20 protein-coding genes and 2 tRNA genes are annotated in these 21,366 nt (G+C 62.7%); 11 read left to right on the top strand and 11 right to left on the bottom strand.

From position 1 onward, the window contains the following. Window positions 1-172 precede the first annotated feature (172 nt). Together EGJ86_RS15245 and EGJ86_RS15240 are read left to right on the top strand one after the other, a co-directional pair. Window positions 173-850: a response regulator transcription factor gene (locus tag EGJ86_RS15245; protein WP_099523335.1), complete on the top strand. Its 678-nt coding sequence runs from the start codon at window positions 173-175 to the stop codon at window positions 848-850. Beyond that, window positions 847-2,229: an ATP-binding protein gene (locus tag EGJ86_RS15240; protein ID WP_125835699.1), complete on the top strand. Its 1,383-nt coding sequence runs from the start codon at window positions 847-849 to the stop codon at window positions 2,227-2,229. The genes EGJ86_RS15245 and EGJ86_RS15240 overlap by 4 nt, the downstream gene beginning before the upstream one ends. Before the next feature lie 12 nt (window positions 2,230-2,241). Here EGJ86_RS15240 and EGJ86_RS15235 read toward each other — a convergent pair whose 3' ends face one another. Both EGJ86_RS15235 and EGJ86_RS15230 read right to left on the bottom strand, forming a co-directional pair. Further along, complete coding sequence (locus EGJ86_RS15235) at window positions 2,242-2,658, bottom strand: VOC family protein (protein WP_125835698.1); 417 nt, start codon at window positions 2,656-2,658, stop codon at window positions 2,242-2,244. A gap of 41 nt (window positions 2,659-2,699) precedes the next feature. Then, on the bottom strand, window positions 2,700-3,698 hold the full coding sequence (locus EGJ86_RS15230; protein ID WP_125835697.1) for an AraC family transcriptional regulator: 999 nt from the start codon (window positions 3,696-3,698) through the stop codon (window positions 2,700-2,702). A 163-nt stretch (window positions 3,699-3,861) separates the two neighbouring features. On the opposite strand from EGJ86_RS15230, the gene EGJ86_RS15225 reads away from it, so the two are divergent. Next, entirely contained in the window at window positions 3,862-5,001 is a 1,140-nt protein-coding gene (locus EGJ86_RS15225; RefSeq protein ID WP_125835696.1) for an acyl-CoA dehydrogenase family protein, read from the top strand. A 76-nt stretch (window positions 5,002-5,077) separates the two neighbouring features. Beyond that, window positions 5,078-6,259 carry a CaiB/BaiF CoA-transferase family protein gene (locus EGJ86_RS15220; protein WP_125835695.1) on the top strand — a complete coding sequence of 394 codons (1,182 nt, stop codon included), beginning with the start codon at window positions 5,078-5,080 and terminating at the stop codon, window positions 6,257-6,259. A gap of 110 nt (window positions 6,260-6,369) precedes the next feature. Here the strand turns inward: EGJ86_RS15220 and EGJ86_RS15215 are convergent, their stop codons facing one another. From EGJ86_RS15215 to EGJ86_RS15200, 4 genes are all read right to left on the bottom strand, one after another. Then, complete coding sequence (locus EGJ86_RS15215; protein ID WP_106735555.1) at window positions 6,370-6,864, bottom strand: SprT family zinc-dependent metalloprotease; 495 nt, start codon at window positions 6,862-6,864, stop codon at window positions 6,370-6,372. Window positions 6,865-6,925: 61 nt separating this feature from the next. Further along, entirely contained in the window at window positions 6,926-7,588 is a 663-nt protein-coding gene (locus EGJ86_RS15210; RefSeq protein WP_125835694.1) for a Yip1 family protein, read from the bottom strand. Window positions 7,589-7,720: 132 nt separating this feature from the next. Next, the gene (locus EGJ86_RS15205) at window positions 7,721-8,320 is read right to left on the bottom strand and encodes a Yip1 family protein (RefSeq protein ID WP_099523316.1); all 600 of its coding nucleotides are present in this window, start codon (window positions 8,318-8,320) and stop codon (window positions 7,721-7,723) included. A gap of 166 nt (window positions 8,321-8,486) precedes the next feature. Further along, window positions 8,487-9,080, bottom strand: a complete 594-nt coding sequence (locus EGJ86_RS15200) for a DNA-J related domain-containing protein (RefSeq protein ID WP_125835693.1) — start codon at window positions 9,078-9,080, stop codon at window positions 8,487-8,489. A gap of 101 nt (window positions 9,081-9,181) precedes the next feature. Between EGJ86_RS15200 and ttcA the strand changes: the two genes are divergently transcribed. The 4 genes from ttcA (at window position 9,182) to EGJ86_RS15185 (ending at window position 12,382) form a co-directional block, all read left to right on the top strand. Beyond that, window positions 9,182-10,006 carry a tRNA 2-thiocytidine(32) synthetase TtcA gene (gene ttcA / locus EGJ86_RS15195; protein ID WP_099523313.1) on the top strand — a complete coding sequence of 275 codons (825 nt, stop codon included), beginning with the start codon at window positions 9,182-9,184 and terminating at the stop codon, window positions 10,004-10,006. A gap of 120 nt (window positions 10,007-10,126) precedes the next feature. After that, the gene (locus EGJ86_RS25360; RefSeq protein WP_256672454.1) at window positions 10,127-10,258 is read left to right on the top strand and encodes a hypothetical protein; all 132 of its coding nucleotides are present in this window, start codon (window positions 10,127-10,129) and stop codon (window positions 10,256-10,258) included. Window positions 10,259-10,521: 263 nt separating this feature from the next. After that, window positions 10,522-11,580: a 3-deoxy-7-phosphoheptulonate synthase gene (locus tag EGJ86_RS15190; protein ID WP_125835692.1), complete on the top strand. Its 1,059-nt coding sequence runs from the start codon at window positions 10,522-10,524 to the stop codon at window positions 11,578-11,580. A 130-nt stretch (window positions 11,581-11,710) separates the two neighbouring features. Further along, window positions 11,711-12,382: a DNA-3-methyladenine glycosylase I gene (locus tag EGJ86_RS15185; protein WP_106735545.1), complete on the top strand. Its 672-nt coding sequence runs from the start codon at window positions 11,711-11,713 to the stop codon at window positions 12,380-12,382. Here EGJ86_RS15185 and EGJ86_RS15180 read toward each other — a convergent pair. From EGJ86_RS15180 to EGJ86_RS15160, 5 genes are all read right to left on the bottom strand, one after another. Further along, entirely contained in the window at window positions 12,372-12,623 is a 252-nt protein-coding gene (locus EGJ86_RS15180) for a YheU family protein (RefSeq protein ID WP_037000031.1), read from the bottom strand. The genes EGJ86_RS15185 and EGJ86_RS15180 overlap by 11 nt on opposite strands. A 63-nt stretch (window positions 12,624-12,686) precedes the next feature. Then, window positions 12,687-15,437, bottom strand: coding sequence for a hybrid sensor histidine kinase/response regulator (locus EGJ86_RS15175; protein WP_125835691.1), 2,751 nt, complete (start codon window positions 15,435-15,437; stop codon window positions 12,687-12,689). A gap of 157 nt (window positions 15,438-15,594) precedes the next feature. After that, window positions 15,595-16,794 (bottom strand): osmoprotectant NAGGN system M42 family peptidase, encoded by a 1,200-nt coding sequence (locus EGJ86_RS15170; RefSeq protein WP_106735543.1) that lies wholly within the window; start codon window positions 16,792-16,794, stop codon window positions 15,595-15,597. 62 nt (window positions 16,795-16,856) lie between these two features. Then, window positions 16,857-18,596, bottom strand: coding sequence for an N-acetylglutaminylglutamine synthetase (gene ngg / locus EGJ86_RS15165; RefSeq protein WP_106735542.1), 1,740 nt, complete (start codon window positions 18,594-18,596; stop codon window positions 16,857-16,859). A gap of 130 nt (window positions 18,597-18,726) precedes the next feature. Beyond that, entirely contained in the window at window positions 18,727-20,496 is a 1,770-nt protein-coding gene (locus tag EGJ86_RS15160; protein ID WP_125835690.1) for an N-acetylglutaminylglutamine amidotransferase, read from the bottom strand. Window positions 20,497-20,609: 113 nt separating this feature from the next. Here EGJ86_RS15160 and EGJ86_RS15155 point away from each other — a divergent pair, with 113 nt between their 5' ends. The 3 genes from EGJ86_RS15155 to EGJ86_RS15145 all read left to right on the top strand — a co-directional run bounded on the left by EGJ86_RS15155 (window position 20,610) and on the right by EGJ86_RS15145 (window position 21,364). Further along, window positions 20,610-21,083 carry a MarR family winged helix-turn-helix transcriptional regulator gene (locus EGJ86_RS15155; RefSeq protein ID WP_037000023.1) on the top strand — a complete coding sequence of 158 codons (474 nt, stop codon included), beginning with the start codon at window positions 20,610-20,612 and terminating at the stop codon, window positions 21,081-21,083. Window positions 21,084-21,179: 96 nt separating this feature from the next. Further along, a tRNA-Val gene (locus EGJ86_RS15150) sits at window positions 21,180-21,255 on the top strand. 35 nt (window positions 21,256-21,290) lie between these two features. After that, window positions 21,291-21,364: transfer RNA gene (locus tag EGJ86_RS15145), tRNA-Asp, on the top strand. Window positions 21,365-21,366 lie beyond the last annotated feature (2 nt).

The following is a 21,366-nucleotide window of genomic DNA, read 5'->3' as shown; positions in this document are numbered from 1 at the left end:
AGTGAAAACGTAGCGAGCGAAGGTCAGGCAAGGCAAAAGCCGGCGAAGAAGCGCAGTTTACGACTTGTAAATGAGCATTCTGAGCCGGGTTTTAACGCAGCATGGCCGAGCGCAGTAGTTTTCACGCTGACTGATTTGCCCGGCCTTCGCACAACTTAATAGGGGAAATCTCATGAAATTGCTGGTGGTGGAAGATGAGGCGTTGTTGCGTCACCATCTGTTCACTCGCCTCAGTGAAAACGGGCATGTGGTGGATGCCGTGCGCACCGCCGAAGAAGCCTTGTACCGAGCTGAGTCCTTCAATCATGACCTAGCCCTGGTCGACCTCGGTCTGCCCGGTATGAGCGGTATCGACCTGATCCGTGAGCTGCGCAGCCAGGACAAGAACTTTCCAATTCTGATCCTCACCGCGCGCGGTAACTGGCAGGACAAGGTCGAAGGGCTTTCCTGCGGCGCTGACGACTATGTGGTCAAACCGTTCCAGTTCGAAGAGTTGGAGGCACGGCTGAACGCGCTGCTGCGACGCTCTTCCGGGTTCACCAAATCGACCATCGAGGCGGGGTCGCTGGTGCTGGACCTTAATCGCAAGCAGGCCACAGTGGATGAGCAGTCGCTGCAATTGACGGCCTACGAGTACCGCATTCTCGAATACCTCATGCTGCATCACCAGCAGGTGGTGGCCAAGGAACGCCTGATGGAGCAGCTCTATCCGGGCGACGACGAGCGCGACCCTAACGTCATAGAGGTGTTGGTCGGCCGCTTGCGACGCAAGCTGGAAGGTGTGCTCGGCGGTAAACCCATAGAAACCGTGCGTGGCCAGGGCTACATGTTCAACGAGCGCTGCAAGTGAGTCGAGCGCGCGCCGCGTTGCGCAAATTGCGCATGCGTTTCGGCTCGCTACGCCTGCGCCTGATGCTGGCCAGTGCCGCACTGGCAATGCTGTTCATGCTGTTGCTGATGCCCGTGCTGCAGGGCGTATTTCTCATGGCCCTGGAGCAGACCGTGGAGAAACGTCTGGCCTCCGATGCGGCTGCACTGATATCTGCTGCGCGCATCCATGACGGCCAGTTGCACATGCCGGACAAGATGCCCGACGAGGAATTCGACAACCTCGATTCGCACCTGCTGGGTTTCATCTTCGACCGTGAAGGCCAGATGATCTGGCGCTCACGCTCCTCCATCGACGAGTTGGTGCGCTACCTGCCGCGCTACGATGGTCGTGGTCACGAGTTCATCCGCATTCGCGACGACAGCGGCCAGGAATACTTCGTATACGACGTGGAAGTGGATTTGCTGCGCGGCGACCAGACCGCGCTGAGCATCGTGACCATGCAGCCGACGCGCGAATACCAGGGGCTGTTCAACGGCTTTGCCTGGCAGTTGCGTCTGTGGCTGGGCATCGCCCTGCTGGTATTGCTGGGCCTGCTCTGGTTTGGCCTGACCTGGGGTTTTCGCAGCCTGCGTGGCCTCAGCGACGAGCTCGATGGGGTGGAGGCCGGTACCCGCCAGCGCCTGAGTGACGAACACCCACGCGAACTGCTGCGCCTGACCAATTCCCTCAACCGCCTGCTCGACAGCGAGCGGCGTCAGCGCGAGCGTTATCGCGACTCGCTGGAAGACCTTGCCCACAGCTTGAAAACACCACTCAGCGTGTTGCAAGGCATAGGTGAAACCCTTGCCGCTCAGCAGGAGAATCGCGAGCAGGCGCAACTGATGCAGGCGCAAATCGAACGCATGAGTCAGCAGGTTGGCTATCAGTTGCAGCGCGCTAGCCTGCGTCGCAGCGGCCTGGTACGCCATCGCGAGCAGGTCTGGCCGGTGCTCGACGGTTTGTGCCGCTCGCTGGACAAGGTCTACCGCGACAAACGTGTCGAAGCGACGCTGGAAGTGCCCGAGCACAGTCAGATCACCATGGAACGTGGCGCGCTGATGGAGCTGCTCGGCAACCTGCTGGAGAACGCTTACCGCCTCTGCCTGCATCGCGTACGTGTCAGGCTGCAACCCCTGGCTGGCGGCTGCCTGATCACCATCGAGGACGACGGCCCTGGCGTGCCGCAGCAGCAGCGTGAGCGCGTACTACAGCGCGGCGAGCGTCTGGACGCGCAGAACCCGGGGCAGGGCATCGGCCTGGCGGTGGTGGAAGATATCGTCGAAAGCTACGACGGTGAGCTGAGCCTGGAAGACTCCGAACTGGGCGGCGCCTGTTTCAGGGTGCGGTTGTACGACTGAGTCGTGACCGGCTCAAGAGACCCATTGCGGGTTCCACACTACTTCCCAGACGTGACCGTCCGGGTCCTGAAAGTAACCGGAGTAGCCACCCCAAAATGTTGTGTGGGCCGGCTTGATGATCGCCGCGCCCGCCGCCTTGGCCTGTGTCATGAGCGTATCGACTTCTTCTGCACTGGCCACGTTGTGACCAAGCGTCATCTCGGTAGGGCTGCTGGGATGCACGGCTAGGCCGGTGTCATGCGCAATGCTGGCGCGCGGCCACAGCGCTAGACGCAGGCCCGCCTGCATGTCGATGAAAACCACTGCGCCATGTTCGAATTGCTGGCCGACTATGCCTTCTGTCGCGAAGCCCAAACCATCACGATAGAAACGCAGTGAAGCCTCAAGATCCTCTACTCCCAGGGTGATAACGCTTACACGAGCTCTCATTCGAACTCTCCTGCTACTGATTCGGTCTAGGTTCGTGTGGCTTAACCTTCCTGCGCCCGATAAGTCCCCGGCGTGAGCCCCGTCCATTTCTTGAACGCGCGGTGAAAGGCCGAGGGTTCGGAGAAGCCGAGTTGTTCGGCGATGTCCTGAATCGCCAATTCGTCGCGGCCCAGGTGGTAGATGGCCAGATCGCGGCGTAGGTGATCCTTGAGCTCCTGGAAGCTGGTGCCTTCTTCGCGCAGGTGGCGGCGCAGGGTTTGTGGGCTGGTGTGCAGGTGCTGGGCGACCTGTTCAAGGTCCGGCCAGGTGCGGCAGTCGCGGCCGAGCCGGCGACGAATCTGACTGATCAGGCTGTCGCCGCCGTCGGGGCGGGCCAACAGGTCGGCGGGGGAGTGCTGGAGAAACTGCTTGAGGGTGCGTTCGTCCTGCAGCAGCGGCATGGCCAGGTAGCGGGAATGGAACAGCAGGCTGGTTTGTCCGGCGGCAAAGCGCCGGCTGCAGGGGAATAGCAGTTCGTACTCGGTGGCATGCGCGGGTTCGGGGTAGGCGAAGGTGGCTTCTTCCAAACGGATGCGTTGGCCGATCAGCCAACTGCCCAGGCGATGCCAGATCACCAGCAGGCTCTCCACGAGAAAATGATCCGGGTCCCACAGCGTGCTGTCGTCGACGCTCAGCCGCGCCCAGTCGCCTTCGCGTTGCAGGCTGATGCTCGGTGCGTCGGGAAACAGGCCGTAGAACATTGCGCCACGGCTCAGGGCTTTTTCCAGGCTGCGGCAGTGGATGATGGCGTGACCCATCATGGCGAAGGTGCCGCGTTTGCTCGGCTGGCGGCCGAAGCCGAGGTATTCGTCGTCCAGCGCTTCCCACAGCAGTTGCATCAGCCGGGAGAATTGCTCCGGGGCGATGCGTGCGCGCGGCTCGACCAGCACGGCGCTCTGGATGCCAGCCTGACGCAGTATTGGGTCGCAGGCCAGGCCGTGGCGGTCCGCACCGCGCAGGGCGGCGCGGACGAAGTGGCTGGCAATGGTGCGTTCGCGCATGCTGGGTTTCCGAAAGCGAGGGTGGTCGATGGTAGGCAGTTGCTCCCAGCCAGGGCAAGCCAGCCGAGCGATTGGGTCAACCGAGGCTGAGCGCATGGGTCATTGAGGGGCGGCGGAGCGGCCCTTAACCTCAAGGACATAACAACAGCGGAGGACCCGCCCCATGCAACGCAACCATTTCGACACCGAGCACAACCTGTTCCGCGACGCCTTCGCTGCGTTTCTCGATAAAGAGGTGGTGCCGCATCAGGAGTCCTGGGAAGAGGCTGGGGTGGTGGATCGCAGCGTGTGGCGCAAAGCCGGCGAGATGGGTTTTCTGCTGCCCTGGGCGGACGAGGAGTACGGCGGTGCCGGGCTCAAGGACTTTCGTTACGAGCAGATCATGTGCGAGGAGCTGGCGCGCATCAACGAACCGGGGTTCATGATCCCGCTGCACTCGGCGCTGTGCGGCCCCTATATCGCCGAGTACGGCAATGCCGAGCAGAAGGCGCGCCTGCTGCCGGGCATCATCAGCGGTGAAACCATCCTGGCGGTAGCGATGACCGAGCCGTCTGCCGGCTCGGATCTGGCCGGCATGCGCACCACAGCGGTGGACAAGGGCGACCACTGGCTGCTCAACGGCTCCAAGGTGTTCATCTCCAATGGCTATCTGGCCGATGTGGTGATCGTCGCGGCCAAGACCGACCCGGCCAACAAGCACGCCATGGGCCTGTTTCTGGTGGAGCGCGGCATGCCCGGTTTCGAGCGCGGCAAGAAACTGAAGAAGCTCGGTATGCACAGCCAGGACACCGCCGAGCTGTTTTTCAACGACGTCAAGGTGCCCAAGGACAACCTGCTGGGCGACGCCAAGGGCGGCTTCTTCTACCTGATGAACATGCTCGCCCAGGAGCGTCTGACCAATGCCTGTGGCGCAGTGGCCGGCGCCGAGGCGGCGCTGCAGACCACCATCGAATACGTCAAGGAACGCCACGCTTTTGGCCGCCCGGTGGCGCATTTTCAGAACACCCGCTTCAAGCTGGCGGAAATGCGCACGCAGGTCGACGTGGCGCAGGTGTTCACCGACCGCTGCGTGATGGATCACAACCTGAAGAAGCTCACTCCCGAAGTGGCTGCCGAAGCCAAGCTGTTCACCACCGAACTGCTCGGCAAGGTGGTCGACGAGGGCGTGCAACTGCACGGCGGCTGGGGCTACATGTGGGAGTACCCGATCTGCAAGATGTACGCGAATGCGCGCATTCAGCGCATCTTCGCCGGCACCTCGGAGATCATGAAGGAGATCATCAGTCGCGGGATGAAGCTGTAGGCGAGCCTTTCATCTACCCTCGTAGGGCGGGTACGAACCTGCCAGCACTACGCCAAACATCGCATTTGGAGTCACCATGTCCGGCCCGTTGTCATCGCTGAAGATTCTCGATTTTTCCACGTTGCTGCCTGGGCCGTTCGCGTCGCTGCTGTTGGCCGACATGGGCGCCGAGGTGCTGCGGGTGGAGTCGCCCACGCGCATGGATCTGGTACGCGTGCTGCCGCCGCACGACGGCGGAACCTCCACCAGTCACGCCTACCTCAACCGCAACAAGCGCAGCATCGCCCTGGACCTTAAGCGGCCAGAGGCCGTTGAGGTGGTCAAGCAACTGGTTGGCGAGTACGACATCGTGCTCGAGCAGTTCCGCCCCGGCGTGATGGACAAGCTGGGTGTCGGCTACGAGGCGCTCAAGGCGATCAACCCGCGGCTGATCTACGTGTCGATCACCGGCTACGGCCAGAGCGGGCCGTACCGTGACCGTGCCGGGCATGACATCAACTACCTGGCGCTGGCCGGCATCGCCAGCTATACAGGGCGCCGCGACAGTGGCCCGTTACCGCTTGGCGTGCAGTTGGCCGACCTGGCAGGTGGCTCGCTGCATGGCGTGATCGGCCTGCTCGCGGCCGTGGTGCAGCGCCAGGTTACCGGCCTGGGGCAGCAGGTCGACGTGAGCATGACCGACTGTGCGTTCAGCCTGCACGGCATGGCAGGGGCTGGCTACCTGGGTGCCGGCGTCGAGCCTGACATGGAAAACCAGGCGCTCAATGGCGGCAGCTTTTACGACTACTACCGTACCCGCGACGGTCGTTGGTTCTCCGTTGGCAGCCTGGAGCCGCAGTTCATGCAGCAGTTCTGCGTCGCCATCGGCCGCCCCGAGTTGGCGGCGCGTGGTCTGTCGCAAAAGCCCGAGTACCAGCGCGCGCTCAAGCGCGAGATCGAGATCGAGTTCGAGAAGCGCGATTTCGCGCAATGGTGCGCGGTATTCGCCGAGCTGGATGCTTGCGTCGAGCCGATGCTGCCGCTGTCCGAAGCGGTGCAGCATCCGCAGATCAGGGCGCGCGAACTGGTCGTCGAGGTGCCGCGCGAAGGCTTGCCGGCGCAGGCGCAACTGGCCTGTCCACTGAAGTTCTCCGAAGGGTTACCACCGCCAAGGCATGTCGGTGCGGCAGTTGGCGCGCATACCGCCGAGGTGCTGGCTGAGCTGGGCTACGACGCCGAACAGATCGAGGCGTTGAGGAGTGCTAGGGCGCTGGGTTGAGTCGAACGGCTCACTGTCTGGCAATGTCGCTGCGCACAGCGCACCCTGCGGGGCTTCGATACTGGCGTAGGGTGCGCCGCGCGCACCAAGGGGCTATGAGAGTTTCCCCATCACTCCTGGCGCTGCTCGCCACTGAAGGTCAGCGTCACCTTGCAGCGCCGGCAGTAGTAACGGCGGCCTTTGGCGACCAGAGCGTGACGCTGGGCGGAGAAGGGAAATTCACCGTCCGCGCAGCTACAACGATAGATGAAGCGACTGACCTTGCGCCGTTCGACTTCATAGCTGTGGCAGCGATGTGGCGGCAGTTCGTAGACGCCGCGCATGATCAACTGCCACTCCTCACCATGCGGCTGGATGCGCGGGCCGAATAGCTGGTGGGCGACCATGTGAGCGACTTCGTGAGGCACGGTCTGGCGCAGGAAATCCTCATGGTTGGCCCGGTACAGCTGCAGGTTGAAGCGCAGCTTGTTTTCCGTGAGGTGTGCGACGCCAGCCTTCTGCCCACGCAGCTTGAAGCTGATCTCGGGGCGGGCAAAGCGTTGCTTGAAGAAGGTTTCTGCCTGCTGATAGCAGGCTTCGACGCGGGCTTGAATCTGTTCGGGCATGGACAGGCGCTGGTGCAGGCTGAGCGGGAATTATGCCGCAAGCCAGCAACCAGCGCAGGTATCACTCGTCTACTGGCGCCTGCATGCGCTGTTCCTGCGTGCCGCGGCTCTGATCCTGCTGCACCGTGCGCTGATACTCCGGCTCCAGGGTGTAGGTCCAGAACAGGATCATGCTGACCAGAATGGTGACGATCACCAGCAGCCCCACGCCAATCATCGAGGAGGCGTAGAGGAAACCCTGTTGGTTGTCGATGCGCATGAAACGTGGCAGCCCGATATAGATCAGGTAGGCGGCATGGGCACAGGCGAGTAGCAGGACGCTGATTGCCAGCCAGCGCGTGGGATAGAGCGCGGCGATCCCGGCGAGAAAGAAGGGCGTGCAGGCATAAGCGATGAAGCCGATGCACTGGTTGAAGGTGGGCCTGGCCTCGAAGGTACGCGACATATAGCGCAGGAAGTAGCCCATGATGAAGACACCGACCAGCGCCGCCAGATACAGCAGTACGCTCAACTGCAGTGCGCTGGCGAACTCCAGGCGAATGCGTTCTTCGTCTACCAGGCTCCAGCCTACCCAGTGGGTGCCGATGAACAGGCAAACTGCTGGCAGCAGGCTGAAAAGCAGCAGGTAGGGCAGGTAGCTGGCGCTGTTGCGTTCCTCGTCCTGGCGAATGGCCGTCCACGCTCGATCCGGGCGGGTGAGAAGGGTGTAGAGGTTCGCATACATGGTGTGACCATCCGCTTGGCTGCCTTTAAATGTCCGGCAGCCGTTGCAGCGTAGGGTTCAACCCAAATTTTCTGGTGCATGGCAACGAAAAGGCCGCCCGAGGGCGGCCTGTGGGTTTGTCACTATCGGCTGTCAGCTTGTGTAGACCGGGCCGACGCCCATGCCCCAGAGAATGACCGAGCTGGCGATCATCGCTACCAGCACGACCAAGCCGACCGCCAGTACAGAGCTGGAGAACATGAAGCCTTCATCTTCAGGAATGTTCATGAACGTCGGTATGCCGACATAGAGCAGATAAACCGTGTAGCAGATCGCGACCGTGCCCACGACCATGCCCAGCCACAGATGCGGATAGAGCGCTGCGAGACCTCCGATGAACAGTGGGGTGGCGGTGTAAGCCGCGAATACGATGCACTGGGTCAGGCTAGGATTGGCGTCGTAGGTACGTGCCATCCAGTGGATGAATGCGCCCATCACGGCTACCCCGGCGAGCATCGCCAGGTAGGACATGATGGTCATCACCATCGCACTGCCTTCGGTAAGCATTACCGGTGCTCGGTCACCAATCGCCCAGCCAACCTGGGTAGTGCCGATGTAGGCTGAAATAGCGGGAATTGCTGCAAGAATCAGCACATGGGTCAAGTACATGTGGCTGATTGATTCTTCCTCGCCACGGATTTCTTGCCATTCTTGATCGGGATGGGTGAAGAGCCCCCAAACGTGGTGGATCATGCCAGACACCTCCTTTTCTTATGACGGTCGCCCCCCAGCGAACGCCCGGGACGCGTGTACAGCGCCACCGGGTGTCAGGCCAAATCTATGCGACCTTATGTCGCAGTATAGGCAGGGCCTGGAGCAGGCGTGGTGTCTGGCTTTAGAGCAAATCGCTCTCTAGAAGTCAGTGGTAATAGCGCTCAAGAATTTCCATGGCCAGGTTTATCGATTGCAACCGCTCTGTGCTGCCGCCTCGGTCCGGATGATGCTCGCTGACCATTTGTCGGTAGCGCAGCTTGATTCGTGGCAGGTCGAGTGTCCGTTCATGGGCCAGTTCGAACAACTCGAGTGCAGCCTGCTTCTCTTCGCCGCCTTGCATGCGCGTCCAGAAGCTGGTCAGCAGGCGCTCGACGTCGCGTTCGTCGGTGCTCTGCAGGTTGCTCATGTCCAGGTAGTAGTCACGCAGGGCGTCGCGTTCACTGAGCGCCGCACTGCCTGACTGATAGGGCAGCAGACGTATACACAGCGGGCTGATCTGCAGCAGGTGACTCTTTTTCTGCCATAGCTGCTCGCGCAGGCGATAAAGCGCGTTGAACAGCAGGAAATGAGTGCGAAACAGCACCAGCTTGTCGGCCAGAGGCAGATTGGGGACATGACCGCTGTGGCGATCTTTCAATTGCTGGATCAGGGTGTATTCGGCAATGCCGTCCGGTGCTGCCTGCAGCAGTTGCAGTACCTGCTCGGCGAGGTCCAGATCGGGGTCGAGGTCGTCGTTCATCGGCCGAGCCTAGCATTTAGTTGTCGCTGGGGTGGGGGCGCGGCGCCATTGTGCGTAAAATGTCGCGCTTTCGTTCCCACTCCCTCGGATTTCGACGCACCATGGGCACCCTTTCGGTCAACCAGAACAAACTGCAGAAGCGCATTCGCCGCCTGGCCGGCGAAGCCATCACCGACTTCAACATGATCGAGGATGGCGACAAGGTGATGGTCTGCCTGTCCGGCGGCAAGGACAGCTACACCATGCTCGACGTGCTGCTGTATCTGCAGAAGGTGGCGCCGATCAAGTTCGAGATCGTCGCGGTAAACATGGATCAGAAGCAGCCCGGCTTCCCCGAGCACGTGTTGCCGGCCTATCTGGAATCCGTCGGCGTGCCGTACCACATCATCGAGAAGGACACCTACTCGGTGGTCAAGGAGAAGATCCCCGAGGGCAAGACCACCTGTTCGTTGTGCTCGCGTCTGCGTCGCGGCACGCTGTACACCTACGCCGACGAGATCGGCGCGACCAAGATGGCGCTGGGACACCACCGCGACGACATTCTGGAAACCTTCTTCCTCAACATGTTCTACGGCGGCACGCTGAAGGCCATGCCGCCCAAGCTCTTATCCGACGACGGTCGCAACGTGGTGATCCGCCCGCTGGCCTACTGCGCCGAAGCCGATATCGAGGCCTACAGCCAGCTCAAGGAATTCCCCATCATCCCGTGCAACCTGTGCGGCTCGCAGGAGAACCTGCAACGCCAGGTGGTCAAGGAGATGCTGCAGGAGTGGGAGCGCAAGAGCCCGGGCCGCGTCGAGATCATGTTCCGCGCCCTGCAGAATGTGCACCCCTCCCAGCTGGCCGACCGTAACCTGTTCGACTTCAAGAGCCTGAAGATCGACGACAGCGCCACACCGCGCTTTCTCGATGTGATGAGCCTGTAAGCCATCGCGGCTGAAGCCCCTCCCACAAGTGACTCGAACCTGTGGGAGGGGCTTTAGCCGCGACGCTTGCCAGGCTGCAAAGGCCTGGAGTATGGTTCGGCCATCGCTTTGGAGAATTCCATGTCCGCCAGCCTCAACCTCCTGTCCATGCTGCAAGCCGGTGCCTCGCGCGCCGCGTTGGCTCGTGCGCAGTCGCTTGTGGCTGCGGCGTATTACTTCTTTGGGTATTGGTTTAGCCACAGGCGCGCCTGATACCCCACAGGCGGCCTGAGACACCAGGGTCGCCACCAGAGACGTTTTCCAGAAAACCCCCGGTCGGCAACCCGACCGGGGGTTTTGTTTTTTCCGGCCGAAAAACGGCCACAGATCGAGGACTCACAGATGAACCGTTACTACCGCAACTACCGCTACGACTGGCGATTTAGCAGCGTCACCACCGCCCTGACACCTTTGCCACGAACACTCAGTTAGCGCCGCCGCGGCATCGACCGCGCCAGCCAAGGAACCGCCAGATCATGAACAGCTCCGCTCAACTCGCCTCCTCCGTCACCACCCCCGCCCGCCGCAGCGCCCAGCCGCTGCCCAGCCCCGCCGTACTGCGTCAACGCCTGCCGCTACCCGCCGCACTTGCCGAACGTATTGCCGCTGACCGTGACGCCATTCGCGCCGTGCTCGATGGCCGCGACTCGCGCCTGCTGGTGGTGGTCGGCCCCTGTTCCCTGCATGACCGTAGCAGCGCCCTCGAATATGCCGAGCGCCTGGCCGAGCTGGCGCCGCAGGTCGATGATCAACTACTGATGGTGATGCGCGCCTACGTGGAAAAACCGCGCACCACCGTCGGTTGGAAAGGGCTGTTGTACGATCCGCATCTGGATGGCAGTGGTGATATGGCCGAGGGTTTGCGACAGTCCCGGCAGTTGATGCTGGATATCCTCGCTCGCGGCTTGCCGCTGGCCACCGAGCTGCTGCAGCCGATGGCCGCCGGCTACTTCGACGACCTGCTCGGCTGGGCAGCGGTTGGTGCCCGTACCAGCGAGTCGCAGGTGCATCGCGAGATGGTCAGCGGCCTGGATTTGCCGGTGGGCTTCAAGAACGGCACCGACGGCAGTGTCGGCATCGCCTGCGACGCCATGCGCTCGGCGGCGCACCCGCATCAGCACTTCGGCATCGATGACCTCGGCCATCCGGCCCTGCTGCATACCGCGGGCAACCCCGACACCCATCTGGTACTGCGCGGCGGCCACGGCGCACCGAACCATGATGCCGTCAGCGTCGCCGCTGCGCGGCAGGCACTTGAGCGCCAGGGCATCGCGCCGCGCATTCTGGTCGATTGCAGTCACGCCAACAGCGGCAAGGATCCGTTGCGTCAACCGGCGGTGCTGGAAAGCGTGATCGATCAGCGCCTGGCTGGCGATGACAGCCTGCGCGGGGTGATGCTGGAGAGCCACCTGTTCGACGGCTGCCAGACGCTTGCCGGCGAGCTGCGTTACGGCGTATCGATCACCGATGGTTGCCTGGGCTGGAGCGGTACCGAGGCTGCGTTGCGCCAGGCTGCCGAACGTTTGCGTGGGTAGGGCGGGTGCAAGCCGCTGGTTCGAGATTGGCAGGTTTCACCCGCCCTACGTGAGCGTCATCGCTGTGGGACTTGAGTGTTCAACGCGCTGCGTGCAGGCTCTGTCATCCGTTTCATGAAGGATTTGATTCATGCGTGATTACAAGTGGCTGCACGAGTTTTGCCTCAATCGCTTCGGCTCGGCGAAGGCACTGGAGGCCATGCTGCCGCAGCCGCGTAGCGATGCCGAACTGCGGGCGCTGAGTGATGACCGTTATCTGTCGCTGATCAGCCTGCGCATCTTCCGCGCAGGCCTCAAACACAGTCTGGTGGACGCCAAATGGCCGGCCTTCGAGCAGGTGTTCTTTGGCTTCGATCCGGAGAAGGTGGTGCTGATGGGCGCCGAACGCCTGGAGAACCTGATGCAGGATGCGCGGCTGATCCGCCACCTGGGCAAGCTGAAAAGTGTGCCGCGCAACGCCCAGTTCATCCTCGATGTGCGTCGTGAGAAGGGTAGCTTTGGTGCACTGATCGCTGACTGGCCGGTGACCGACATCGTCGGTCTGTGGAAATACCTGGCCAAGCATGGCAGTCAGCTTGGTGGTCTGTCAGCGCCGCGTTTTCTGCGCATGGTGGGCAAGGACACCTTCATCCCCACCGATGACATGGTCGCCGCGCTGAAAGCGCAGGACGTGATCGACAAGGCGCCGACCAGCTTGAAAGACCTGGCCGCGGTGCAGGCGGCGTTCAACCAGTGGCAGGCCGAAAGCGGCCGACCGCTGTGTCAGCTATCGGTGATGCTGGCGCATACGGTCAATCACTGAGCGATTGCTGCAACGCCTCCAGCCATTCCTTGGGCACGTCACGCTTCATCGCCAGTTGGCATTGCTGGCTGTCAGGGTCGAAGACGATCACTGCTTCGCCCTTGTCCAGGGCGCGACGCACGCGTTGCACGCGGGTTTCCAGCGGGGTTTCATCGCCATTGTCGGTCCCGTCACGGGTGACGAAGTCTTCGATCAGGGCGGTGAGGGTGTCGGCTTGCAGCAGGTCAGCGGGGATCAGCACAGCGAGTGACTCCAGTTATTGGAGCCCATGATAGAGCCACAGGGCTCCATGCTGCGAGCTTCCTCAGTGCATCGTGCCGGGCCGCTTGAGGTGATGCTCCAGCGTGCTGTAGAGCAGGGCGCTATCCAGCGGTTTGCCGAGGAAATCATCCATACCAGCGTCCAGACCGTGCTGACGGTGCTCGTCGAGGATATGCGCGGTCAGTGCGATGATGGGGACGGCAGCGAGTTGCCGGTCGCGTTCGAACCGGCGGATCTGCCGTGTGGCTTCGAAGCCGTCCATCACCGGCATCTCGCAATCCATCAGGATCAAATGCACGGCTGCCGGGTCGCGAGCGTATTCGTCCACCGCCGCCTGGCCGTCGCCTACCAGGCGCACACTGTAGCCACGTTTCTTCAAAAAGCCCTGAACCACCAGTTGGTTCACCGGGTTGTCCTCTGCCACGAGAATGCAGGGGGCTTCGCTGTTGTCGCTGCGTATTTCTCTGACCAACTGATGTACCTGTGCTCTGGGTTCTTCATACAGCCCGTTCAAGGCCTGGCGCAGCGCGTTGATCGCCACGGGTTGGGCCAGGTGTTGCAGGCGCAGACCATGGCTCGCCGGCAGATGTTGGCAGGCCTCGGGCGGGCAGACCAGCAGCACGCGCTGTTGCGCCTGCAGCTTGGGCCGGAGCGAGTCGAGCCAGTGGTTGACGCCTCCTGGCCAGGGCGCCATCAGTACCAGCAACGGCGGCGCAGCGAAATCCTCCAGATAGTCCTGCAGGCGCTCTGGCGTCTGGCAGCGTTCGGTGCGCATGCCCCAACGCCCGAGCAGACGGCTCATGGCATCCAGGCCCAGGCCATCGAGAGAGGCGAGCAGGGCGGTGCGGCCGGCCAGCAGGCGGCTGAGCTCGTCGGCTGTTTCCTGTTCGGCCAGTAGCGGCATGTCGAACGCGAAGCGGGTGCCCTGGCCCAGGGTGCTCTGTACTTCGATTCTACCGCCCATCATTTCCACCAGCTCTTTGCTGATGGCCAGGCCCAGGCCACTGCCGCCATAGCGGTGAGTAGTGCTGGAGTCGCCCTGAGCGAAAGATTCGAACAATTGCGCCAGCGCCTGCTCACTGATTCCTATGCCACTGTCGCTGACGGCGAACACCAGATGCGGCCGGCCATGGCTGTCGCTGCGGCGGCTGACGCTGACGGCCACATGGCCTTCGGCAGTGAACTTGAGGGCGTTGCTGAGCAGGTTCATCAACACCTGCTTGAGCCGCGTCGGATCACCCTGAATACGCCGGGGTACGCCGTTTTCCAGGCTGACGTAGAGGCGCAGGCGTTTGTCCAGCGCCTGGCCGGTGAACAGGCTGAGCGTCTCGGAAATCATGTCTTCCAGGTCGAACTCGATCTGCTCCAGGCTGAGCTTGCCGGACTCGATGCGGGCGTAGTCGAGGATGTCGTTGATCACCGCCATCAACGAGCTGCCGGAGCTGGAAATGGTGTCGACGTAGAAGCGCTGGCTGCGATCCAGCGGTGTTTCGCGCAGCAGTTGCAACATACCCAGCACGCCGTTGAGCGGGGTGCGGATTTCATGGCTCATCTTGGCCAGGAAGCGACTCTTGGCCTGGTTCTCGAAGGCGGCTTGCTCGGCCGCACGGCGCGACTGGAAGCCTTCCTCCTTGAGCAGGTTGATGCGGTCGGCAAGGCCGATGGACAGGGTGATCAGCTCGATGGTCACGCCGATCTTCACCGCCGCGGCGCCGAACACGCCGAACACTTCCAGGCCCAGCGAACCGGTGGTGGCCTGGATGAAGGCGAACAGCAGGATGGCCCAGGCCAGGGTGTAGTAGGAGCCATAACGTACGCCACGACGCCACACGTAGATGCCGGTCAGCAGCAGGATCAGCGACACCAGGGAGACGGTGACGCTGGCCAGGATGTTCCAGGCAGCGAAGCCGATCAGCGGTATCGACAGCAGGCAGCCGACGCAGACCAACATCAGCAGGCGCAGGCCGGTATCCAGACGCGGGAAATACTGACGTGCATGCAGGAAATGACGGCTGAACTGGATGGCCGTGAGGCAGTGCGCGTACATCAGGATGTAGATGCTGACCGACTGAAAGGCCACGTGCTCGGGCAGCAGCTTGAACAGCATGCCGTCGAAGCACGCCGCGAGCAGGCCGACGTTGAGGTTGTAGGCCAGGTACCAGAGGTAGGCCGATTCACGCAGCGACAGGTAGAGGAACAGGTTGTAGCAGAACATGGCGAACAGCACGCCGTAGAACGCGCCGTTGAAGCCCATCAGGTTTTCCTGCGCGGCTGCGCTGGCACCGTAGGTGGCGAAGAATAGCGGCACGAACACCGTGCTGGTGGTTTCGACGCGGATCAGCAAGGTACTGACACCGGGCTCCAGCTGCATTGGGAACCAGAAATTGCGAACCTGCACCGGCCGCTGGGAGAAGGCGAAACTGTCGCCGCTTTCCTGTTCCAGGCGGTTGCCGTCCGGATCTATCAGGTGCACCTGCAGATGATCGAGCAACGGATAGTTGACTTCGAGATAGCCACCCAGCTCATGGTTCAGGGCGTTGACCAGGCGAGCCTTGAACCACCACACCGATGCGTTCTTGCCGAGGTTGGCATGTTCACCGCCCAGGGCCTTGAAGGCGTCATCATCCAGCGCCTGCACCTGCTCGATGCTCAGGGTGCCCTTTATGTCTTCGTAATAACCGGTGTAAGGGCCCAGGGATAGGCGCAGGTCGTCGCTGTCGAGCGACGCAGGCGTAAGCGCCCAACTGGGGCAGGCGAGCCAGAGCAACAGCAAGGCCAGAAAGACGCGAGGCATCCGTGAACCTCAGAAGGCCAGGAAAATGGCCGGGGTGTCATGTTCAACGTCGCTTGGCGACGGCCCTAAGGTTGGCCACTGACTGCAGGCCAGAAAAAGGGGAGCTGATGCTCCCCTGTCGTTCTGTGTGTCACTTTGCCTTTATGCGCTCAAGCCTTCAAGCGTCCCGATCATGTTGGCCAACCAGGCTGTCTACCGGCGGGACCCGGGTATCGCTTTCCATCTGAGCGTCATGCTCCAGCTGATGACTGAAGCGCTCTAGCGAGCCCTGTGCCGGTTGCGCATCGCTGGCGAACACCGGTGGGCTCATCATGTAGGCGGTGAGCAGGCGGCTGAGGGCCTTGAGGCTATCGATATGGGTGCGTTCATAGCCGTGAGTCGCGTCGCAGCCGAAGGCCAGCAGCGCCGTGCGGATGTCATGGCCGGCGGTGACCGCCGATTGCGCGTCGCTGTGGTAGTAGCGGAACAGGTCGCGGCGTACCGGTACGTCCTGTTCGGCTGCCAGGCGCAGCAACTGACGTGACAGGTGATAGTCGTAGGGGCCGCCGGAGTCCTGCATCGCCACGCTGACGGCGTGCTCGCTGGACTGCTGGCCCGGCGCGACCGGAGCGATGTCGATGCCGACGAACTCGCTGACATCCCAGGGCAGCGCGGCAGCAGCGCCGGAGCCGACCTCTTCGGTGATGGTGAACAGCGGGTGGCAGTCGATCATCGGTTGCAGGCCGTGATCACGAATCGCCTTGAGTGACGCCAGCAGGGCGGCGACGCCGGCCTTGTCATCGAGGTGACGGGCGCTGATATGGCCGCTCTCGGAAAACTCCGGCAGCGGATCGAAGGCGACGAAATCACCGACGCAAACGCCCAAGGAATCGCAATCAGCGCGGGTGGCGCAGTAGGCGTCCAGGCGCAGTTCGACGTGATCCCAGCTCACTGGCATGGTGTCGACGGCGGTGTTGAAGGCGTGCCCCGAGGCCATCAGTGGCAGCACACTGCCGCGAATCACGCCGTTGTCGGTGAACAGGCTGACACGGCTACCTTCGGCGAAGCGGCTCGACCAGCAGCCCACCGGGGCCAGGCCCAGGCGGCCGTTGTCCTTGATTTCGCGGACGATGGCGCCAATGGTGTCCAAGTGCACGGACACGGCGCGGTCGAACCGCTCGTACTCGCTCTGGCGCCCGCGCAGGGTGGCGCGAATGGTGCCGCGGCGGGTCAGCTCGAAGGGGATTTCCAGCTCTTCGAGACGTTCGGCGACGTAGCGCACGATGGTGTCGGTGAAACCGGTGGGGCTGGGAATGGCAAGCATCTCCAGCAGCACCTTCTGCATGTAGTCGAGATCGGGTTCGGGTAGTTGTTGCATGCAAGCTCCTCGGCATTCGGGTTTCCCCTCTCCCTGTGCGGGAGAGGGCCGGGGGAGAGTGGTCAGCTCGATACCTGGCTGAGCGGGAACAGCAGGTCGACGAAGCGCTCGGCGGTCGGCTGTGGCTCATGGTTGGCCAGGCCAGCGCGCTCGTTGGCTTCGATGAATACGTATTCCGGCTGATCAGCGGCGGGCACCAGCAGGTCGAGGCCAACCACGGGGATTTCCAGGGCGCGCGCGGCCTTGATGGCAGCGTCGCGCAGGGTCGGATGGAGGATTGCGGTGACGTCTTCCAGAGTCCCGCCGGTATGCAGGTTGGCAGTCTTGCGCACGGCCAGGCGCTCGCCGGCGGGCAGCACACTGTCGTAGTCGAGGCCGGCGCCATGCAGGGTGCGCAGGGTTTCGGCGTCCTTGGGGATGCGGCTTTCGCCACCGGTGGCGGCCTGGCGGCGACGGCTTTGCGCATCGATCAGCTCGCCGATGCTGTGGCGGCCATCGCCAATGATCTCGGCCGGACGGCGGATAGCCGCGGCCACCACCTCGTAGCCGATTACCAGTACGCGCAGGTCGTGACCTTCGTGATAACTCTCCAGCAGCACGCGCTGATCGAACACGCGGGCGCGTTCGATGGCTTCCTGCACCTCGCCCGGTGTACGCAGATCCACAGCCACGCCCTGGCCTTGTTCGCCATCGACTGGTTTGACCACGACCGAGCCATGTTCAGCGAGAAAAGTGGCATTGTCCTCGGCGCTGGCGGCCAGGCGCTGGGCCGGCACGCTAAGGTCAGCGCGCGACAGGGCACGGTGGGTCAGACGCTTGTCCTGGCACAGGGTCATGCTCACGGCACTGGTCAGGTCGCACAGCGATTCGCGGCAGCGGATGCGTCGGCCACCGTGACTGAGGGTGAACAGCCCGGCCTCGGCGTCATCCACCTGCACTTCGATGCCGCGGCGCAGCGCCTCGTCGACGATGATCCGCGCGTAGGGGTTGAGCTCGGCCTGTGGGCCGGGGCCGAGGAACAGCGGCTGGTTGATGCCGTTCTTGCGCTTGAGGCTGAAGGTCTGCAGCTCGCGGAAGCCGAGCTTGGCGTAGAGCTTCTTGGCCTGCTTGTTATCGTGCAGCACCGACAGGTCGAGGTAGCTCAGGCCACGGCTCATGCCGTGCTCGATCAGGTGACGCACCAGTACTTCGCCGACACCGGGTCGGCTGCATTGCGGGTCGACCGCCAGGCACCACAGGCTGCTGCCGTTCTCCGGGTCACGGAAAGCGCGCTGGTGGTTGAGGCCCATGACACTGCCTATCACCGCGCCGCTGTCTTCGTCCTCGGCCAGCCAGTAGGTCGGGCCGCCCTCGGTGTAAGGCGTGAGCTTGGCCGGGTCGATCGGCAGCATGCCGCGGGTCTGGTACAGGCAGTTGATGGCCTGCCAGTCGGCATCGTTCTGCGCCCGGCGAATACGAAAACCACGGAAGCTGCGACGCGCCGGGCGGTAGTCGGTGAACCACAGGCGCAGCGTGTCGGAGGGGTCGAGAAACAGTTGCTGCGGTGCATGCGCCAGCACCTGATGCGGGGCGGCTACGTAGAGGGCGATGTCACGTTCACCGGGCTGTTCGTCCAGCAGGGATTCGGCCAGGACAGTGGCGTCGGGGTAGGTATGGCCGATCAGCAGGCGGCCCCAGCCGCAATGAATGGCTTGTGGCTGGCTGGGCTGGCTGCTGTGATCCTCGGCCAGGCGGGCCTGCAGACGCTCGTAGGATGGTGTCTGGCCTCGCAGCAGGCGTTGGTTGAAGGCAGTGGAGCGCATGGAATAATCCCTGTCCGTGTTCACAACGTCCGGTCTTGGCCGGATCGTCATTGAGTCGCGACACATCCCGGCTTTGCCGGGCTATGACCATTGATCCAGCAGGAGCGGCCCGAGGGCCGCTCCATGTGAGTTACAGACCCTGTTCGCTCAACCACAGATTGAGCGCTGCCAGTTGCCATAGCTTGGACCCGCGCAGCGGCGTGAGCTGGCTTTGCGGGTTGGTCAGCAACTGATCGAGCATGGTCGGGTTGAACAGGCCGCGATCCTGGCTGGGGTCGAGCAGCAGGTCGCGCACCCAACCGAGGGTGGCACCCTCCAGATGCTTGAGCCCTGGCACCGGGAAGTAGCCTTTGGGCCGGTCGATCACCTCGCTGGGGATGACCTTGCGCGCGGCTTCCTTGAGCACGTACTTGCCGCCTTCTGGCAGCTTGAACTGCGCGGGAATGCGCGCTGACAGTTCGGCCACGCGGTAGTCGAGGAACGGCGTGCGTGCCTCCAGGCCCCAGGCCATGGTCATGTTGTCCACCCGTTTGACCGGGTCGTCGACCAGCATCACTGTGCTGTCCAGGCGCAGGGCCTTGTCCACTGCCGCATCGGCGCCGGGCATGGCGAAGTGCTCGCGAACGAACTCGCCAGCCATGTCGCCGGTCAGCCAGGCGGGCTGCACGCAGGCCGCGTATTCGTCGTGCTCGCGGTCGAAGAAAGCGGCGCGGTAGGCGGCGAAAGCATCCTTGGCACCATCGACTTGCGGATACCAGTGGTAGCCGGCGAACAGTTCGTCAGCGCCTTGGCCACTCTGTACCACCTTGCAATGCTTGGCGACTTCGCGCGAGAGCAGGTAGAAGGCGATGCAGTCATGGCTGACCATCGGCTCGCTCATGGCGCGGAAGGCCTGCGGCAGCTGCTCGAGAATCTCGTGCTCGCCAATGCGCAATTGATGATGGCGGGTGCCGAAATGCTGGGCGATCAGGTCCGAATACTGGAATTCGTCGCCACGTTCGCCGCCGGCATCCTGGAAGCCGATGGAGAAGGTCAGCAGGTTCTCCACACCAGCTTCGCGCAGCAGGCCGACCAGCATGCTCGAATCGACGCCGCCGGAGAGCAGCACGCCGACGTCGACCGCCGCGCGCTGACGAATCTCCACTGCTTCGCGCATGGTCTGCAGTGTGCGGTCGCGCCATTCTTCAAAGCCGAAGTTCACTTCCTCGCCTTGCGGGCCGAACTGCAGCGTCCACCAGGTGTGCTGTTCGACCTTGCCGTCGGCATCGACACGCATCCAGGTGGCTGGCGGCAGTTTCTCCACGCCCGCCAGGATGGTGCGCGGCGCGGGCACCACGGCATGGAAGTTCAAATAGTGGTTGAGGGCGACGGCATCCAGCGTCTTGGCGATGTCGCCACCCTGCAGCAGGGCTGGCAGCGACGAGGCGAAGCGCAGGCGCTCACCAGTGCGCGACAGGTACAGCGGTTTGACGCCGAGGCGGTCGCGGGCGATGAACAGACTTTGCTTGTCACGCTCCCAGACGGCGAAGGCGAACATGCCATTGAGTTTGGGCAGCAGCGCCTCGCCCCAGGCGTGATAGCCCTTGAGCAGTACCTCGGTGTCACCGCCGGAGAAGAAGCGATAGCCCAGCGCTTCCAGCTCGCCGCGCAGCTCGGGGTAGTTATAGATGGCACCGTTGAACACCATCGAGAGGCCGAGATCGCTGTCGATCATCGGCTGGCCCGAGGCTTCGGCCAGATCCATGATCTTCAGCCGGCGATGGCCCAAGGCGATCGGGCCCTGGCTATGAAAGCCGTGAGCGTCGGGGCCGCGAGGGGCCAGGTGGTGGGTGATGCGCTCGACTGCCGCCAGGTCCGCGGGACGTCGATCAAAACGTAGTTCTCCAGCTATTCCGCACATAGTTCCTTACCGGTATTGCCGTTGGGGATGGTGGCTCGGACAGGCCGAACCTTTTACACCAAAACAAGAAAATGCTTTCATGTCAAAGTTTTGGTTAATGTGTATTGGTGCTTATGAGTGATAAAAAAGTTCCTGGTGAAATAGATTTGTCATCTGTCATGGCCTTTGAAATGCCACTATTCCAGGCGCTGCGCCGCTTGCAGCAGGCGGGGGAAGTGCATGCCAAGCGTTTGGCCCGTTTTGGCGGGCTGACGCCCATGCAGTTGATGGTGCTGCAGGTGCTGGCCAGCGAGACGCGCATGACTGCGAGCGTGCTCAGTAGTCGCGTCAGCCTCACCGCGGCGACGCTTTCCGGGCTGCTCGATCGTCTCGAGGAGCACGGCCTGTTGCAGCGCCAGCGTGATGACCAGGATCGCCGTCGCCAGTGGCTACTGATCAGTGCCGCCGGACGTGAGCTGATCCAGCAGGCACCGTCGTTGATGCCGCCGGAGTTCAACCAGCGTTTTGCCGCGCTGGCCGATTGGGAGCGCCACAGCCTCACTGCCGCGCTGCTGCGCGCCGCCGAACTGTGCGGAGAGATGGAATGAGGTGGGCAATGAACCTGCCTTTTTCAGAAAAAATTCAAGCAGGGTGTTGACTTAGCATCGCCGCCTGCATAAAGTGCGCGCCTCGCTAAGGCACATGGGTGATTAGCTCAGCCGGGAGAGCATCTGCCTTACAAGCAGAGGGTCGGCGGTTCGATCCCGTCATCACCCACCATAGCCTTAGAGAGAAGGACGAAAGTCCACCGACGCGCAGCGGTAGTTCAGTCGGTTAGAATACCGGCCTGTCACGCCGGGGGTCGCGGGTTCGAGTCCCGTCCGCTGCGCC

The organism is Pseudomonas sp. o96-267, assembly GCF_003935465.1.
Taxonomy (GTDB): Bacteria; Pseudomonadota; Gammaproteobacteria; order Pseudomonadales; family Pseudomonadaceae; genus Aquipseudomonas; species Aquipseudomonas sediminis.
This window is presented reverse-complemented; position numbering and strand designations above follow the sequence as displayed.

Coding starts and splice junctions, on each gene's coding strand:
- EGJ86_RS15245 (WP_099523335.1), top strand. CDS start 173: ATGAAATTGCTGGTGGTGGAAGATGAGGCGTTGTTGCGTCACCATCTG.
- EGJ86_RS15235 (WP_125835698.1), bottom strand. CDS start 2,658: ATGAGAGCTCGTGTAAGCGTTATCACCCTGGGAGTAGAGGATCTTGAG.
- EGJ86_RS15230 (WP_125835697.1), bottom strand. CDS start 3,698: ATGCGCGAACGCACCATTGCCAGCCACTTCGTCCGCGCCGCCCTGCGC.
- EGJ86_RS15225 (WP_125835696.1), top strand. CDS start 3,862: ATGCAACGCAACCATTTCGACACCGAGCACAACCTGTTCCGCGACGCC.
- EGJ86_RS15220 (WP_125835695.1), top strand. CDS start 5,078: ATGTCCGGCCCGTTGTCATCGCTGAAGATTCTCGATTTTTCCACGTTG.
- EGJ86_RS15215 (WP_106735555.1), bottom strand. CDS start 6,864: ATGCCCGAACAGATTCAAGCCCGCGTCGAAGCCTGCTATCAGCAGGCA.
- EGJ86_RS15210 (WP_125835694.1), bottom strand. CDS start 7,588: ATGTATGCGAACCTCTACACCCTTCTCACCCGCCCGGATCGAGCGTGG.
- EGJ86_RS15205 (WP_099523316.1), bottom strand. CDS start 8,320: ATGATCCACCACGTTTGGGGGCTCTTCACCCATCCCGATCAAGAATGG.
- EGJ86_RS15200 (WP_125835693.1), bottom strand. CDS start 9,080: ATGAACGACGACCTCGACCCCGATCTGGACCTCGCCGAGCAGGTACTG.
- ttcA (WP_099523313.1), top strand. CDS start 9,182: ATGGGCACCCTTTCGGTCAACCAGAACAAACTGCAGAAGCGCATTCGC.
- EGJ86_RS25360 (WP_256672454.1), top strand. CDS start 10,127: ATGTCCGCCAGCCTCAACCTCCTGTCCATGCTGCAAGCCGGTGCCTCG.
- EGJ86_RS15190 (WP_125835692.1), top strand. CDS start 10,522: ATGAACAGCTCCGCTCAACTCGCCTCCTCCGTCACCACCCCCGCCCGC.
- EGJ86_RS15185 (WP_106735545.1), top strand. CDS start 11,711: ATGCGTGATTACAAGTGGCTGCACGAGTTTTGCCTCAATCGCTTCGGC.
- EGJ86_RS15175 (WP_125835691.1), bottom strand. CDS start 15,437: ATGCCTCGCGTCTTTCTGGCCTTGCTGTTGCTCTGGCTCGCCTGCCCC.
- EGJ86_RS15170 (WP_106735543.1), bottom strand. CDS start 16,794: ATGCAACAACTACCCGAACCCGATCTCGACTACATGCAGAAGGTGCTG.
- ngg (WP_106735542.1), bottom strand. CDS start 18,596: ATGCGCTCCACTGCCTTCAACCAACGCCTGCTGCGAGGCCAGACACCA.
- EGJ86_RS15160 (WP_125835690.1), bottom strand. CDS start 20,496: ATGTGCGGAATAGCTGGAGAACTACGTTTTGATCGACGTCCCGCGGAC.
- EGJ86_RS15155 (WP_037000023.1), top strand. CDS start 20,610: ATGAGTGATAAAAAAGTTCCTGGTGAAATAGATTTGTCATCTGTCATG.